The 15,480-nt window shown below is 67.4% G+C and carries 11 protein-coding genes; all 11 read right to left on the bottom strand.

Annotation, left to right across the window (positions count from 1 at the left end; all coding sequences use genetic code 11):
• Positions 1-75 precede the first annotated feature (75 nt).
• The 11 genes from C1A15_RS06180 to purM all read right to left on the bottom strand — a co-directional run bounded on the left by C1A15_RS06180 (position 76) and on the right by purM (position 15,433).
• A complete protein-coding gene (locus tag C1A15_RS06180) occupies positions 76-3,090 on the bottom strand; it encodes a bifunctional diguanylate cyclase/phosphodiesterase (protein WP_245864947.1) in 3,015 nt (1,004 codons plus the stop codon).
• Positions 3,091-3,137: 47 nt separating this feature from the next.
• On the bottom strand, positions 3,138-4,613 hold the full coding sequence (locus tag C1A15_RS06175; RefSeq protein ID WP_101721734.1) for an extracellular solute-binding protein: 1,476 nt from the start codon (positions 4,611-4,613) through the stop codon (positions 3,138-3,140).
• Positions 4,614-4,758: 145 nt separating this feature from the next.
• On the bottom strand, positions 4,759-5,970 hold the full coding sequence (locus tag C1A15_RS06170) for a lysylphosphatidylglycerol synthase transmembrane domain-containing protein (RefSeq protein WP_245864946.1): 1,212 nt from the start codon (positions 5,968-5,970) through the stop codon (positions 4,759-4,761).
• Positions 5,971-6,001: 31 nt separating this feature from the next.
• Positions 6,002-7,150, bottom strand: a complete 1,149-nt coding sequence (locus tag C1A15_RS06165) for an ATP-grasp domain-containing protein (RefSeq protein WP_101721733.1) — start codon at positions 7,148-7,150, stop codon at positions 6,002-6,004.
• Positions 7,134-8,843: a lysylphosphatidylglycerol synthase transmembrane domain-containing protein gene (locus C1A15_RS06160; protein ID WP_101721732.1), complete on the bottom strand. Its 1,710-nt coding sequence runs from the start codon at positions 8,841-8,843 to the stop codon at positions 7,134-7,136. The genes C1A15_RS06165 and C1A15_RS06160 overlap by 17 nt, the downstream gene beginning before the upstream one ends.
• A 393-nt stretch (positions 8,844-9,236) precedes the next feature.
• Positions 9,237-10,058, bottom strand: coding sequence for a J domain-containing protein (locus tag C1A15_RS06155; protein WP_101721731.1), 822 nt, complete (start codon positions 10,056-10,058; stop codon positions 9,237-9,239).
• A 242-nt stretch (positions 10,059-10,300) separates the two neighbouring features.
• Positions 10,301-11,875 (bottom strand): bifunctional phosphoribosylaminoimidazolecarboxamide formyltransferase/IMP cyclohydrolase, encoded by a 1,575-nt coding sequence (gene purH, locus C1A15_RS06150; protein WP_101721730.1) that lies wholly within the window; start codon positions 11,873-11,875, stop codon positions 10,301-10,303.
• Positions 11,876-12,013: 138 nt separating this feature from the next.
• Positions 12,014-12,559: a cysteine hydrolase family protein gene (locus tag C1A15_RS06145; RefSeq protein ID WP_219618183.1), complete on the bottom strand. Its 546-nt coding sequence runs from the start codon at positions 12,557-12,559 to the stop codon at positions 12,014-12,016.
• A gap of 1 nt (position 12,560) precedes the next feature.
• Positions 12,561-13,550, bottom strand: a complete 990-nt coding sequence (locus C1A15_RS06140; protein WP_101721729.1) for an XdhC family protein — start codon at positions 13,548-13,550, stop codon at positions 12,561-12,563.
• A 109-nt stretch (positions 13,551-13,659) separates the two neighbouring features.
• The gene (purN, locus tag C1A15_RS06135; RefSeq protein WP_101721728.1) at positions 13,660-14,271 is read right to left on the bottom strand and encodes a phosphoribosylglycinamide formyltransferase; all 612 of its coding nucleotides are present in this window, start codon (positions 14,269-14,271) and stop codon (positions 13,660-13,662) included.
• A 4-nt stretch (positions 14,272-14,275) separates the two neighbouring features.
• Complete coding sequence (gene purM / locus C1A15_RS06130) at positions 14,276-15,433, bottom strand: phosphoribosylformylglycinamidine cyclo-ligase (RefSeq protein WP_101721727.1); 1,158 nt, start codon at positions 15,431-15,433, stop codon at positions 14,276-14,278.
• Positions 15,434-15,480: the final 47 nt, after the last annotated feature.

Below are 15,480 nucleotides of genomic sequence, written 5' to 3'. Positions count from 1 at the left end.
GGCTGCTGGTTTTTCGTCAAGTATACCCGCCCCATCGCGCGGGGGCACCGGACAGACCGGCGCGCCCGTCCCGGCCTACGCCTCGTCGCTCAAGCTGCGGATGAGGCGCTTGATCTCGTCGGGAACGTCGCGCGGCTCGGGAGAGGGCCTGCCGACGAGGTAGCCCTGCACGTAATCGGCGCCCAGCACCCGCAGCGCGCGCAGTTCGGCTTCGGTTTCCACGCCCTCCGCGATCACGCGGATGCCGCGGTCGTGCGCGTAGCCGATGAGGTTGCGGGCGATGTCTTGATGGTCCTTCGCCACGTCGATGTCGCGCACGATCTCCATGTCGATCTTCACGAAGTCCACGTGGTAGTCGAGCAGGGACGTCTCGCCGTTGTAGCCGCTGCCGAAGTCGTCGATGGCCAGCCGTGCGCCGAAGCGCCGCGCGAGCGCTTCTTTGTACAGCGCCATCTCGCGGCTGTAATCGCTCTCGGTGATCTCGATGACGAGATGCTTGAGCAGCCCGGGGTACCGCTCGCTCAGCACGAGCTCGTCGTCGGCCGACAGCCGCTGCGTGGCGATGCTGTTCACGAACAGGGTGGCCCCGTGCGCCTCAGGATGCTGTGAGAACGCCTCGAGCGCGCCGAAGAACGTGAGGTGCTCCACGCGGTAGAGCTTCGACTGCGAGCGCGCGAGCGCGAGCACCTGGTCGGGCGTGGGGATGGTGTCCAGCTTCGAGCGCATGAGCGCCTCGTAGGCCACGACCTCTCCCGCGCGCACATCGACGATGGGCTGGAAATGGTACTCGACGAGGTTCTCCTCAAGCAAGCGGTTGAGATCCTCCTTGTTGTTGACGATGAACGACTTCTCCTCGTAGCTCTGCCGGTCGAACGCGAACAGATCGCCCTTGCGGCTGCTTTTCGCCAGGTACATCGCAAAGTCGGCGTACTCGCGCAGATGCGCGAAATCGAGGGCGTCCTCGGGGTAGAACGCCGCGCCCATGGACGCGCGCACCTTGAGCACTTTGCCGTCGGGCGCCATGATGGAGCTGGCGTCGAGCAGGGCCCTGAACTCGTCGAACAGCGCCTCCGCAGCCGCACGGTCGGGGCACACGTCCACGAACACGAGGAACTCGTCGCCGGAGATGCGCGAGTAGAAGCCCTTGTCCCTGAACGCGTCGTCCACCACGCGGCCGGCCGCCTTGATGTAGAGGTCGCCCCAGTCGTGCCCGTAGATGTCGTTGATGAACTTGAGGTTGTCGAGGTCGAGCATGAGCATGGCGCCGAACGCGGGCGGCCGCTCCGCCAGCAGATCGGTCACTTCCTGCTCGAACGCGCGGCGGTTGAACAGCCCCGTGAGAATGTCGTGGTCGCGCTCGTGCTCGATGCGACGGCGCGTCTCGATCTCGTGCGTCACGTCCTCCACGAGGCCGAGCACGCGGCTGTGCTCGCGGCTTTCGACCACGACGATACGCACCCATGAGGTGCGATGCGGGCCCGAGATGAGGTAGCGGCCCTCGTCCTCCACCTCGGCGTAGGGAGCGTACCACCGCATGAAGCGCTGGAACTCCTCCGCGTTCAGCGACCCCGTGGCGATGCGTTGCGGGTCGAAGTACGACGGATCGGGCGGCTCGAGTACGGCGAGCGTGGCGAAGAACCCGTCGGTATAGGTGATGGCGTCGGTTTCGTGGCTGTACTCGAAGGCGCCGATGGCGCGATCGGACAGGCGCAGGATGCGCGACAGGCGCGACGCGGTCAGGGCCACCTCGTTGCCCATCGACTCGATGGCCTCGGACAGCTCGTCCACCTCCACGATGCCCGTCGGCGTGAACGCGATGGGCTGCTCAGGTTGGGCGGCGCGCACTTCGGACATGAGATGGCGCAAGCGGGAAGACGACACCCAGGCCGTGATGACCGCGATCACGAGGCCCACCACGAGCGACGCGATGAACACGGTGGCGAGGTTGCCGGCCAGCGACTTCGATGCGGAGAACAGCTCGTCCTCGCGCTCGAGCCCGACGAGCGCCCAATGCTCGTCGGCGAACGGCGAGGTGCTGTCGTAAAGCTGGATCTCGGTCGCGCCCGCGATGGCGCGCGCGTCGGACGAGGCGACGACCGGTTCCACCGCCATGCGGCCGCTGTCGTCGAGCGATGCCGTGAACGCGGAATCCTCCAGATAGAGGCTCTGCGACGCGCCGGTGGTGGCGAGCGCCTCGTACGTCCGCTCCGTTCCGGGCAGCGGGGCGACGCCCCCGTCGCGGGAGAAGCCGCCGTCCTCGTTCGTGACGGCGAGGACGTACGAGCCGTTTCCGCTTTCGTTGAGGTCGCGATACGGGAAGAACGACGCGATGCGGTCGGTGCGCACCTCCACGCCGATGACGCCCACGATGCCGCCCTGGGAGTCGCGCACGGGCTTGCTGTACGTGATGGACGAGGTGCCTGCCCGGCCGAGATCCACCGGGCGGCCCCAGTACCCCAGATCGCTCGTATTGGCTTCGGGATACCGCTCGGCTGCGCGCAGCGGCTCGTAGTAGAACGCGCTCTGGGCGTCGCCCTCGGCGGCGAGCGGGAACGTGGCCGACCACATGCTGTCCAGCGTGACGCCCAGCTGGCGGCCCACGCTGATGGGGCACGCGGCCAGCATGAGGTCGGAGCCGTTGTCGACGTCCACTTTCGGGTTCGAGTCGCGGATGTACAGCGCCGAGCGGTTGTCGGCCTCCCCTTCTGCGCCGTTCGTCAGCACGAGGTACACGCCGTCCACCTCGGCGCGATGCGAGAACGAGAGCAGGTCGTCCGAAGTCGATTCGATGATGGCGAGCGCCAGGTCGGACCCGGTCTCGATATCGGTCGACGCGGCGCCGTACGCCGCGAGCGTCTCGTCGATGTCGGCGGTCACGCTGTCCACCACGGGGTCGAAGTCCGACCAGCGAAAGATCATGTCGTTTTCGAGGTAGCTCGCTCGGCTCGCCACGCGTTCCGAGAACAGGTCGTACGCGTCGGTCTCCATCTGCCCGAGCATCTCGCTGCGGGCGAGCACCGCCAAGCACACGACGCCCTGGATGGCCAGCGCGACGCAAAAGGGCAAAGCGACGAGGACTCGAAAGGTCACCCCTCGCCGCTTGCCCGTCCGTTTCTGTCCGAAACGCTCGCTCAATCTTATGCGATCGCTCCCTTGAGCTGCGTCGTCAGATCGCCGAGCCACGCGTCGAACACGGCGTCGTCAAGGTAGGGAGCCAGCGCCTCCTCGGGCGATGCGCCCGCCGCGACGGCCTCGACCACCGCGGCCCGGTCGGACACGGCCTTGTCGGACAGCGTGCGTTCCAGGATGGCGCGCGCTTCGACGCCGCCCTTGAACGGCGGGTTCGCGTACACGCCCGCCTCGATGGTCTCCAGCGTTGCGGGCAGGTTCACGAGGTAGTTGTCCGAGGCGCCCTCGATGGACGAGGCGGCCGCCTCAAGGTTCTCGAGCGTCAGCGCGTCCTTGGTGACCGGCACGTAGCCGGCGCTCACCGAGAAGTCGGTGTTCTGCTCTTTCGCGGTGAACCACGTGAGGAACTCGACGCACGCGGTCTCCTTCTTCTCGTCGGACTTCGTCACCACGAAGCCGGCACCCTGCTGCGGCGAGCACGGCTGGCCGTTCTCGAACGACGGGTTCGGCAGCGCGCCCAGCTCGATGGGGTAGCTCGTGGCGTCGTCCACCGTGACGGTCTGCGGGAAGTAGACCACCGAAGACGACGAGCCCACGTAGCACACGAGGTCGCCCGTCTTCACCGCGTCCGAGCGGAACTTGCCCTCGGCCGAGAACCATCCCTGCACCATGGGAACGTAGTAGTTGTCCCACAGCGTCTTCATCGTGGCGCGGTCGAAGTTCAGCGTGCACGTGCCCCTCTCGATGTCGAAGATTTCATGGCCGAGCTGCTTCGAACCCGTGATCAGGTAGTTCGCCATCGCATCGCGACCGAAGAACGGGCGGCCGTCGCCTGCGACGTCCGGCGTCTGCGCGTCGGTCCACTCGTAGTAGCGCTGCGCCACCTTCGTGACGCCCTCGATGGTGCGCAGCTCGTCGAGCGTGGTGCCCGTGGCATCGGCAAACGTCTGGAAGTCGGTCATGTTGATCTGCAGCGTCTCAGTGGACTTGCCCACCGGAAACACCTTGAGGCTGCCGTTGCCGTTGAGGTCGCCCTCTTCGAGGAACCCGTCGACGAAGCCGGCCTTCTCGTCATCGGAGAGGTAGCCCGACAGGTCGGCCACCATGCCGAAACCGTCGATGACCGAAGCCGTGTCGGAATACGACAGGAACGCGTCGGGCATGGCCTCGGAGCCCACGAGCCCCTGCGCCGAATCGGTGACCGCAGAGGCGAGGTCGTTCACGCCGCCTTGGCTGGAGCTCGTCACCACGATGCCGAGGTCCTTGCCGCGCGTGGCGTTGAAGTCCTTCACGAGATCCTCGAACGCCTGCTGCTGCGTGCCGTTGTAGTACGTCCACAGCTCGACCTGCACCGGATCGGACGGATCGAGCACGGACGCGGTCGGCTCCTCCGAAGACGCCGGAGCGCTCGAGCAGCCGACAAGCGCCAAAGCGCCCGCAAGCGCGATCGTCGCGCCTACGCGTCGCATGATGTTCTTCTTCATAATCCCCTCATCATTCCGAATGACGGCGCTGGACGCCCTCTATGCATCCTGCCATTCTAGATCATGAAGATCATCGCAACCACGTCAATTTAACATTGAGGTAACGACAGGCGCGCGCACGCGTCGAGCGGACGGCGAGAACGGATCAGCGGTCGCGCGGAGACTCGTCCTGTTCGGGGCTGCGCGGCTCGGATGCGGACTCCGCGGACTGCGCTTGCGGGGCGGAAACGGGCGCGTCCTGCCGCATGGGCACGGCGCTCCGCACGGGGACCGCATCCTCGTCAAGGCGCTTGGCCATGGCGGTGGCGCCCTGCAGCGAGCCCTTTCCCTTCTGGTCGCGCACGGCCCGCTTCGCGTCGTGCTTGAACGTCTTGGTGGTTTGGATGAGGATGGCGCCGATGAGGAACGGCATCCAGAACACGATGCCGCGGTACACCAGCGCGATGGACAGCCCCGCCGCGCCCGACGTGCCGAACGACGTGAACGCCACTACGACGGCAGCTTCCACCACGCCCACGCCCTGCGGCGTGATGGAGATCATGGCGAACAGCGTGGCCACCACGTAACCGCAGATGAGCGGCTCGGGCTGATGCACGCCGAACGCGACGCCCACCAGGCTGAAGCAGGCCAGCTCGCAGGCACTGGCCGCGATGGAGCAGCCGAACGCCTTCGCCGTGGTCTTCGGGTTGTGCGCGATGAGGCCGGCGGCGTCGGAGAACGACCCCACGATGCGCTCGACCCACGGGTCGAGGGGCTTCTTCTTGAAGCGCACGAGGATGCGGTCGACGAGCCGCTCGATGGGGCGCAGCGCCTTCAGCACGAGGGCCGGGCGCTTGCGGCCCAGCACGAGGATGAGCACCATGACGCTGACGAGCGCGATGACCAAGAGGCCCAGCAAAAACCACAGGGGCGACAGGCCCACCGTGGCCGCGAGGATGGCGAATCCGATGAGCATGATGGTGGCGAAGCCCGAGTCCACGGTGATCTGCATGAGCAGCGCCGCGCTCGTGGCCCTGCCCGGCGCGATGCCGCGGCGGCGCGCGTCGTCCACCACGAGCGTGGTGCCGGCCAGGTTGAGCGACGGCGCGATGGTGTTCACGAAGAACGTGCCGAACACGAGGGGCAGCGTCTCGCGCGGGCTCATGTGCTCGTCGACGGCCTCGAAGCAGTAGGAATACGAGAAGCTCTGCGCGAAGTACTTGCCCAGCTGAGTGCACACCGCCGCGATGAGCGGGATGACGGCGCCCTTCTTGATGGTCTCGACGAGTTCGACCAGCTGGTCGCCGCGCAGCAGCACCACGGCCAGCACGATGACGATGACCAGCCCGATCAGCAGGTTTCGGATGTTGAGCTTCACCGGGGTGCCCGCGCGCGTCCGCTCCCCCGCCCTAGCGGAGGAACTCCTTGAGATCCGAGCGCATGAGGAAGTCCAGCTCGTCGGTGGTGGACGCGTCCGTCTCCAGGAACAGGAAGCCGTAGTTGCCCACGCGCTTCACGTCGAAGGGGCGCATCTCCAGCACGTGCGAGAAGCGGCCGAGGAACGCGTCGTAGTCGAACGCCTCGTCGCCCGTGGCGTCGGCCGGCGCGTTCAGCAGCGACATGGAGTACACCTTGTCGGCCTTGTCGGCGAAGGCCGCGTCGAAGTCGGGCTCGTCGTCCTCGAGGAACGCCTGGTAGGTGCGGTAGCCGTAGCCGTACCAGCTGACGTCGGTGCCGCCGAGGCCCGCGAAGCGCAGCGGGTTGAACTCGATGGGGCTCACGTGCCCGTCCGATACGCGCACCTCCACGTGCACGGGGAAGTTGCGCGCGCCGATGAGCGCGTTCACGCGGTCGAGCCAGGAGGTGAACATCGTGGACGTGTCGCGCACGATGGGGGCGCTCGTCACGTACATGCGGTCGGACGTGTCCTCGGGCGAGGCGAAGTCGTGGCGCAGCACGTTCAGGATATGCGCGCGGCCCGTCTCATCGAAATACGCGTCGAGTGCGTACTCGGTGCCCTCGAGGTAGCCCTCGAGGATGAACGACCCGGCGCCGATCACGCTCTCGGGGTACATCTCGTGCCACGACGAGGCGTTCTTCTGGATGTCGGCGAGGGCGCGTTCCCAGTCCTCGCGGTCCTGGATGGCGTAGACGCCCATGCTGCAGAAGCCCACCGAGGGCTTCAGCACGAAGGGCGCGGGCAGCTGCGCGAAGTCGAGCTTGAACAGCTCGTCAACCGAGCAGGTTTTGAAGAACAGGTCGGGATCGAGGCCGGCCAGCGCGGCGCGCATGGCGGCCTTGTCCTTGAACAGGCCGATGGCCCGCGACAGGCTGTCGTTGTGCGCGTTCTCGACGATCCAGGCCAGGGCGTTCTCGGAGTTCGTGTACACGCGCTCGCCTGCGTCGATGCGGGACACGGCTTCCTCGGCCGGCACGAGGTTCAGGGAACGGCCGGCGCCAGCCGCGTGCGCGAAGCCGTTGTCCAGCACGGGGTGCTGCGACTCCTCGAGCCAGGCGATCAGCGGTTCGGACACATAGGGCTCATCGAGCACGATCATGGTTTGACTCCTCCTTCGTCGGTGCAGCATCGGCTTCCAACGCCGCGGCCCCGCCCGCAGGAACCGGTTCGGCATCGTCGCCAAAAGGCAGTATACCCTCATGGCCGGCCTCGCGGATGATCTCCGCGCCTTTTTCAGCGCGCCGTTCCCAACCCGTTTTCCTTTTCACGTGCGGCTGAGCGCCGTATTCCTTGCGACGCGAGGAAAGGGCGCTGCCGATGCCGGCGCGCGGGGGCTCCCCCGCCGCGCGGGCGGCGCGCCACGCGCGGAACCGTTCGAGGTTCTCGCGAAACTCCTGCACGAGGCGCGGGGCGTCGTCGTGCGGGACGATGGGCCGGTCGAACGCGTCGCGCTTCCAGAACAGCCATACCACCAGCACGAGCGCCGCCACGGCCACCTGCACGGTGTTCACGTACAGGAACTCGGCGCCCGCCACCAGCACGAGCACGCCCAGCGTGAGCGCCCAAGCCGTGCGGAAGCGCAGGATGAGGCCCACGGCCAGCACGATGAGCACGGCGCTGCCCCCGATGAGGACCGGGCCGATGAGCAGACCGCCGATGTTGATCCAGTCCGTGAGCGTGGTGAACGGCTCGAACGTCTGGGGGATGAGCGCCAGCCCCAAGTTCACGAGGCCCACGATGAGCACGACGGTGCCCGACAGCCACGCCGTGTCCTTCGCGCGCTGCTCCTCGGTGGGGCTTTTCTTGTCGGCGAAGAAGCCCGACTGGCCCAGCAGCAGCGCGCCGATGCAGAAGGGGATCCAGAACATGATGCCGCGGTACACGAGCGCGATGGCCGTTGCCGTGGCCAGCGAGCACCCATGCGCCGTGAGGATGGCCGCGATGGCCGCCTCCACCACGCCCACGCCCTGCGGCGTGGGGCTGAGGATGACCGAGATGGCCGCCACCGCGAACGCCGCCACGAGCGCGGCCACGTTCTCGAAGCCGAACGCGTAGCCGATGGCCACGAGGCACGCCATGTTGAGGATGGCGGAGAACGACGCGTACGCCACGGTGATCAGGGTGCCCTGCGGGTTCTTCGCCAGGATGCCGGCCGACGAGATGAACGAGCCGGCCATCTTGCGGCCCCATGCCGGCTTGAGATGCTTCTTCAACAGGCCGAGCGCCTTGTTGATGAGCGACTCGATGCCCAAAAACAGGCGGAACAGGATGCGCGGCTTGCGGTAGCCCACCACGAACATGCTGGACAACGCCGCCAGCACCGCCGCCAGCGCGAGGCCGCCGACGAGGAACAGCGTGTTCATGGAGCCGGACAAGAGCATGGTGAGGAAGCCGATGACCGAGATCACGAGGATGGCGGCGAAGTATCCGATCTGCGAGAGGATGGCGCCGCTCGTGGACGTGCCCGCGTCCGCGCCCGTGCGGTGCGCGTCGTCGATGATGAACGCCACGCCCGTCGCGCCCGAGAACAGGCAGAACGTGTTGATGAACACGAGCGAGAAGATGAGCACGACGTTGTGCCAGAACCCGGTTTTATGGCCGACGGCCTCGAAGGCGGCGTCGTAGGAAGCCGCTTGCACGAGGTGGCGGGCCAGCATGAGCACGCAGGCCACGACCAGCGGCACGAGCGCGCCGGTCTTGAGCGTCGCGAGGAAGCTCGCCAGATAATCGGCGTTCGCGATGAGAAAGCATACTGCGACGATGCCGATGACGAGCAGCAGCGCTTTCTTCAACCAGCGACCCCCTTATCTGAACCATGATGGAATGATTCAGTATAGCATGAGGCGAAGCGCTGCAAGCGGAAGGGGAAACGGCACCACGCGCTTGCCATCCCTCACGGCAGCCGCGTTGATCGCGACATTGACGCCGCCTGGCAGAGATTGCACGTTATGAACGATTCTACGCAGGGGAAGGATTTTTCGACCTGGGGTTTCTCTGGCGTGCCCCTGAAAAGCCCTTCGAGAATCGTTCATAACGCGCGATCCGTGCCAGGCGGTAACCGCCATGCAGGATGTCGCCCTGAGCGGAAGCGTCGAAGCGGTCGAAGCCGAAGGATCACGTGCGGCTAAAGCCGTGATGCCTCCCGCTGGCGACGCGCAGAAAACCCCTCGGATCGCGCCGCCGCCTCAGGAGGCTGCGCGGCGGGCGACGCGGTACGTGCGCGCAAGGTTGCGGACGTTCACCACGTCGAACAGCACGGCGAACAGGAACGCCACGGCGAGCCCCGCGGTGACGGCCCCTTGCCGAGGCGCGATGATGAACACGAGCGGCGCGCCGAGCAGCACGAGCGGGACGATGACCCCGATGAGGCAGGAGCCGAAGCGCTTCCACAGCCCGTAGACGATGGAGATCACCACGTACAGGAACAGCCCGGTTGCCACGGTTCCCACCAGCGCCGACACTCCCAAAAGCGCCACCTTGCCAGCTACGACGAGGCTCTCGCGCCCGAGCTCGCGCTTCACGTCGTCGAGGGCCTCCTGCGGGGTTTTGCGCGGTTCGGCCGACGCGCGAAAGGGCGCGAACGGATCGAAGGGATCGAACGGCTGGCCGCCGCCCGCGCCGGAGGCACCGGAGCGCGGCGCGTCCCACGACGTCCACACGTAGGTGGTTCGGCCCTGCCCCTGGCCGGGCGCTTGGCCGAACGGCCAGCCGGCGAAGGGGTCGCTCGCGCCGGCGCCCGGGGCGCCGGAGGGGTGGGCATAGGGGTTCGCGTAGGGCCGCGGGTCGCGACGCGGGTCGAACTCGGGCGTCCACGAGCGGTTGAGCAGCACGTCGCGCGCCTCGTTGATGCGCTTCGTGAGCTCCTCGGCGTCCTCGCGCTCCTTCGATCCGAGCGGGAACTTGTCGGGATGATGCGCGATCACCAGTTTGCGATGGGCCTGCTTGACCGCGTCGTCGGTCGCGCCGTCTGACAGCCCCAGGATGTTGAGCGCTTCGGATTTCTTCATGCCCCCACTATACGCGCCGCCCTTTCCCCGCCATCATCCCGTCAGAGAACATCCACAAACGCGCAGATCCCCATCGGAGGACGCACATTCGCCCGAAACGCACGGATATCGGCGCTGGAGCGTGCGGTTCGGGCGAATGTGCGATCCTGCGGGGGACGCGAGGGCCGAACGCACGAGCGGCCTCCCGGAGGAGGCCGCTCGATGAGTGCCGATGGTCGGCCGATCGGGCCGCCGGAGCCTTCCTAGTGGCGGAAGTGGCGATGGCCGGTGAAGACGAGCGCGATGCCGTGCTCGTCGGCGGCGGCGATGACTTCCTCGTCGCGGATGGAGCCGCCCGGCTCGATGATGGCGGTGACGCCGGCTTCGGCCAGCGCGTCGAGGCCGTCGCGGAACGGGAAGAACGCGTCGGAGGCCGCCACAGCGCCCTTGGCTTCCTCGCCCGCCTGCTCGACGGCGATGCGGGCGGAGTTCACGCGGTTCGGCTGGCCGCCGCCCACGCCGATGGTCGCATGGCCCTTCGTGATGGAGATGGCGTTGGACTTGATGGACTTGCACACCTTCCACGCGAACAAAAGCTCGGCGAGCTCCTCGTCGGTGGGCTGGCGCTTCGTCGGCACCGTGAACGTCGCGGGATCCTCGGCCACGGCGTCGGAGTCCTGGCACAAGAGGCCGCCTTCGACGGAGCGGTACTCCACTTCCCCGCCGGCCGGGTTCACGCCGCCCGTGGACAGGAGGCGCGCGTTCTTCTTCGCGCTGTACATGTCGAGCGCGTCGCCCGCGAACTCGGGAGCGATGATGGCCTCGACGAACTGCTTGTTGTCGAAGATGGCAACCACGACGTCGGAGGTGACAGGACGGTTGAACGCCATGACGCCGCCGTAAGCGCTCACCGGGTCGCACGCGTGCGCGCGCTGGTAGGCCTCGACGAGGTCGTCGTTCTGGCACACGCCGCAGGGCGTGAGGTGCTTGACGATGACGCAGGCCGGCTCGTCGAACTCGCGCACGGCCGTCCAGGCCGCGTCGAGGTCGAGGTAGTTGTTGTAGGACAGCTCCTTGCCCTGGTGCTGCTTGGCGTGGGCCAGGCTGTGCGGCGCGTCGGCGTAGTCGTCGCGACGGTAGAACGCGGCGCTCTGGTGCGGGTTCTCGCCGTAGCGCAGGTCCTGCACCTTCGTGAGGCGCACCGTGCGGTCGGCCGGGAACTTCACGTCGCCCTCGCCCTCAAGCTGGGCGCCCATCCACGCGGCGATGGCACCGTCGTAGGCCGCCGTGGTCTCGAACACGTCGAGCGCCAGCTTGGCGCGCGTGTCGCGCAGGGTGGCGCCGTCGTTGGCGCGCATCTCGGCCAGGATGGCGTCGTAGCTTTCCGGGCGCGTGACCACGGCCACGCTCTCGAAGTTCTTGGCCGCGGAGCGCAGCATGGACGGGCCGCCGATGTCGATGTTCTCGATGCAGGTGCCGAAGTCGGCGCCGCTCTCGACCGTCTTCTCGAAGGCGTAGAGGTTCACCACCACCATGTCGATCATCTCGATGCCGTGCTCGGCCGCCTGGGCCATGTGGGCCTCGTTGTCGCGCTTGGCCAGAAGCCCGCCGTGCACGCGCGGGTGCAGCGTCTTCACGCGGCCGTCCATCATCTCGGGGAACTGCGTCACGTCGTCGATGGGCGTGACCGGCACGCCGGCGTCCTTGAGCGCGCGGGCGGTGCCGCCCGTCGAGATGATTTCCGCCCCGAACTCGTCGACGAGCGCGCGGGCGAAGTCCGCAACGCCGCTCTTGTCCGTGACGGACACGAGCACGCGCTTGACCTTAGGATTGCTCATATGGCCTTACATCCTTTCCTCTTGTCTGCGACTGAACGGCCCCATGCAGTCCAATCTCCTTCGACGCATGGTACCACCCTGGCCGCGAGGCGGGCTAAGAGGCGCGCGCATATCCAGCGAAAGCGCACGAAGGGCAGGTCAGCGAGCGGCGAGCTCCTCGACGACGGAATCCGTGTCTTTCACCTGGGCGAAGCGGCCGTCCCAGATGCGGTCCTCGAAATAGGCGGTGAGCGCGGCTCCGGAGGCGAACTCGCCGTCGAAGGTGGTGACGGCCTCGCGCGGCACGGTCACGTCGTAGCCCAGCTCGAAGGCCACCTTGACGGACACGTCGAAGCAGAACTCGGTCTGCATGCCGCACATGACGATGCGCTTCGCACCGAAGGATTGCAGCATCTCGTGGAGCCCCGTGCGGCGAAACGCGCTGTTGAAGCGCTTGCTGACGCAGGGCTCGCCGCCCTGCGGCGCAACGGCAGAATACGCCCGCCAGCCGTCCGTGCCGCGCTCGAGCTCGTCGCCCGCTCCCCCGTCGTGCAGCACGTACACCACGGGCACGCCGTTGCAGCGGCACGCCTCGATCAGCGCGGCCACCGAGGCGATGAAGCGCTCCTCGTCGGAAGGGTGCGCCTCGACGAGCGCGGTCTGCACGTCGACAACGATCAGCGCGTCGTATGCTCCCATCTGCATGCTAGCGACCGAGGCTCTGCTCGTGGCGCTCGCGCGCATCGGCGCTGTAGCGCTGGCGGTAGCGCACGTCCACGAGCTCGGCGACGATGGCGATGGCCAGCTCCGCAGGCGTCTTCGCCCCGAACTTGAGGCCGATCGGCCGCTTGACGCGCTCCCAGTCCTCCTCGGCAGCGCCGGCAGCCAGCACCAGCTCGTGCACGCGGTCGTTCTTGCCCGCGCACCCCATCATGCCGACGTAGTGCACGTGGTGCCTCGCGGCCCACACGCAACCTTCGGGATCGAACATGTGGCCGCGCGTGAGCACGCACACGTAGTCTTCGGGCGCAGCGTCGAGCTCGTCGAGCGCGTCGAAGTTGCCGCCCTCGAGCACGATGCGCTTGGCGCGGGGGAAGCGCGCCTCGCTCACGTACGCCGGATCGTAGTCGACCACCGTCACCGCGAAGCCCACGTGGTCGGCGAGCGCCGCCACCTCGCTCGCGGCGTCGGACGCGCCGAGCAGCCAGACGCGCACCTGGTCGAACAGCGGCACGCTCGCCCAGGTGAGGCCCTCGAACTGCTCGTTGTGCATCGAGGGGCCGCGCGTGACGTCCTTCATCTGGAACAGATCGCGCGGCGAATACGGGCGCGCGGCGACGACTTCCTTCGCGTCGTTGCAGAAGAACACGAGCGGCTCGCCGTCGGCCGAGCCCTCGTCGCCGTACTTCTTCGTCACTTCGTTGTCGATGTTGCGCGGGGCCTCGTCCGCATCGTAGACGATCTTGAAGCCAAGCCAGGCGAGGTCGCCTTCCTCCATGGCGCGCAGGGCGCGCTCGAACGTGGGGACGTCGTCGGTCGTGAGGCGTGCCGCGATCACGTCGAGGTAGGACGGGTCGACGTGGCTGTTGCCCTCGGTGGCCTCGGGCGAGAAGCAGGGGAAGTCCTCGACGCGCAGGACGGGCGTGCGGCCTTCGCGGAGGGCGGCGATGATGGTTTGAAGGACTTCCTTGTTCATGAGGGACTCCTTTGAGCTGAGGGCTGCCGGCAAAAGACAACCTGGATGGACGACGAGCTTACGCGCGGAGAGTACGGTTGACCCGCTAATCCCTCCGCGCGTTATGGAGCTAGTTAATATGCACCTTGCGGTCTTCGCCTACGGTTACGCGGCCTTCGGCTATCAGGCGCAACACTTCGGGGTACAGGACGTGCTCGACCTCGTGGATGCGGGCCTCGAGGTCGTCGAGGGCGTCGTCCTCGCGCACCTCCACGGCGCGCTGCGCCACGATGGGACCCTTGTCGTAGTCCTCGTTCGCGAAGTGAACGGTGATGCCCGTCACCTTCACGCCCGCGTCGAAAGCGTCCTGGATGGCGTGCGCGCCCTTGAACGAGGGAAGCAGCGCCGGGTGCAAGTTCAGCACGCGGTCGGGGAACGCGTCGAGCAGCACCGGCGTCACCTTGCGCATGTAGCCCGCCATCACCACGTAGGCCGCATCGGCGAAGCGCAGCGTCTCGACGATGCGCTTGTCGGCCTCGATCGGGTCGGCGTACACGTCGCGGTTGAGCACCGTCACCGGGATGCCCGCCCGATGCGCGCGCTCGATGCCGTACGCGTCGGGGCGCGACGACACCACGTGCACGATCTCCACCGGCAGCCCGTCGGCCGCCGCGTCGATGATGGCCTGCAAATTCGTGCCGCTGCCGCTCAGCAGCACGCCGATCTTAAGCGGTCCGGTCATCGCCCTACGCCTCCGCGTCGGCGCCGTACCCGTACAGCGCGCCGTCGCCCGTGTAGCGCACCTCGCCCTCGCCCGCCACGATGCGGCCCACGCGGTACGTGGCCTCGCCGGCCTCCGTCAGCGCGGCCTCCACCTCGTCGGCGCGCGCGGCGTCCACGATGAGCACCATGCCGAGGCCCATGTTGAACGTCTTGAGCGCCTCGGCCTCGTCGAGGTGCGCCGCGTCGCACACGAACGACGCGATGGCGGGCACCGGCCACGTGCCCAAGTCGACCTCGGCGGCGCAGGTCTTCGGCAGCGCGCGGTCGAGGTTCTCGGAGATGCCGCCGCCCGTGATGTGCGCGAGCGCGTGCACGGCGCCCTCGCAGGCTGCGAGCACGGCGCGCACCGGCTTCACGTAGATGCGCGTGGGCTCCAAAAGCGCATCCTGAAGGCTCGCGCCTCCCAGTTCCTCGCGCTCTATGCGCAGCTCGTAGTGGGTCTTGCCCTCGACGCACACCTTGCGCGCCAGCGAGTAGCCGTTGGAATGCAGGCCGCTCGACGCGAGGCCGATCAGCACGTCGCCCTCGCGGACGGCCGCCGGATCGAGCATCTTCGTGCGATCCACCACGCCCACGCAGAAGCCGGACAGGTCGTAGTCGTCCGGGTCCATGACGCCGGGGTGCTCGGCCATCTCGCCGCCGATGAGCGCGCACCCGGCCTGCTTGCAGCCCTCGCCGATGCCCGCCACGATCTCGGCCACGTTCTCGGCCTTAAGCTTGCCGATGGCCACGTAGTCGAGGAAGAACAGCGGCTCGGCGCCCGTGGCGAGGATGTCGTTCGCGCACATGGCGACGAGGTCGATGCCCACCGTGTCGTGCTTGCCGGCCAGCTGGGCCACCTTGAGCTTCGTGCCCACGCCGTCGGTGCCGCTGACCAGCAGCGGGTCGTCCATGTTCTTGGCCGCCGCGATGGAGAACAGACCGCCGAAGCCGCCGATGTCTCCCACCACCTCGGGTCGGTACGTGTCGTGCACGACGCCCTTGATGGCCTCGACGGCGCGCGCGCCCTCGGCCGTGTCCACGCCCGCCTGCGCGTAGGTCACCGCATCCTCGTCCATCCAGCTGGGCATGTGCGGGCCGTCGTCGGTCTGCGTCGCGCTTACGGTAATTCTCTCAGTCATCTTGGCTCCTTGTGCCGTATCGTCCATGTCGGGGCGATCCCCCCACT

The sequence above is a fragment of the Eggerthella timonensis genome, from assembly GCF_900184265.1.
GTDB classification, from domain to species: domain Bacteria; phylum Actinomycetota; class Coriobacteriia; order Coriobacteriales; family Eggerthellaceae; genus Eggerthella; species Eggerthella timonensis.
The sequence above is the reverse complement of the archived record's forward strand: the minus strand, read 5'-3'. Positions and strand labels throughout refer to the sequence as shown.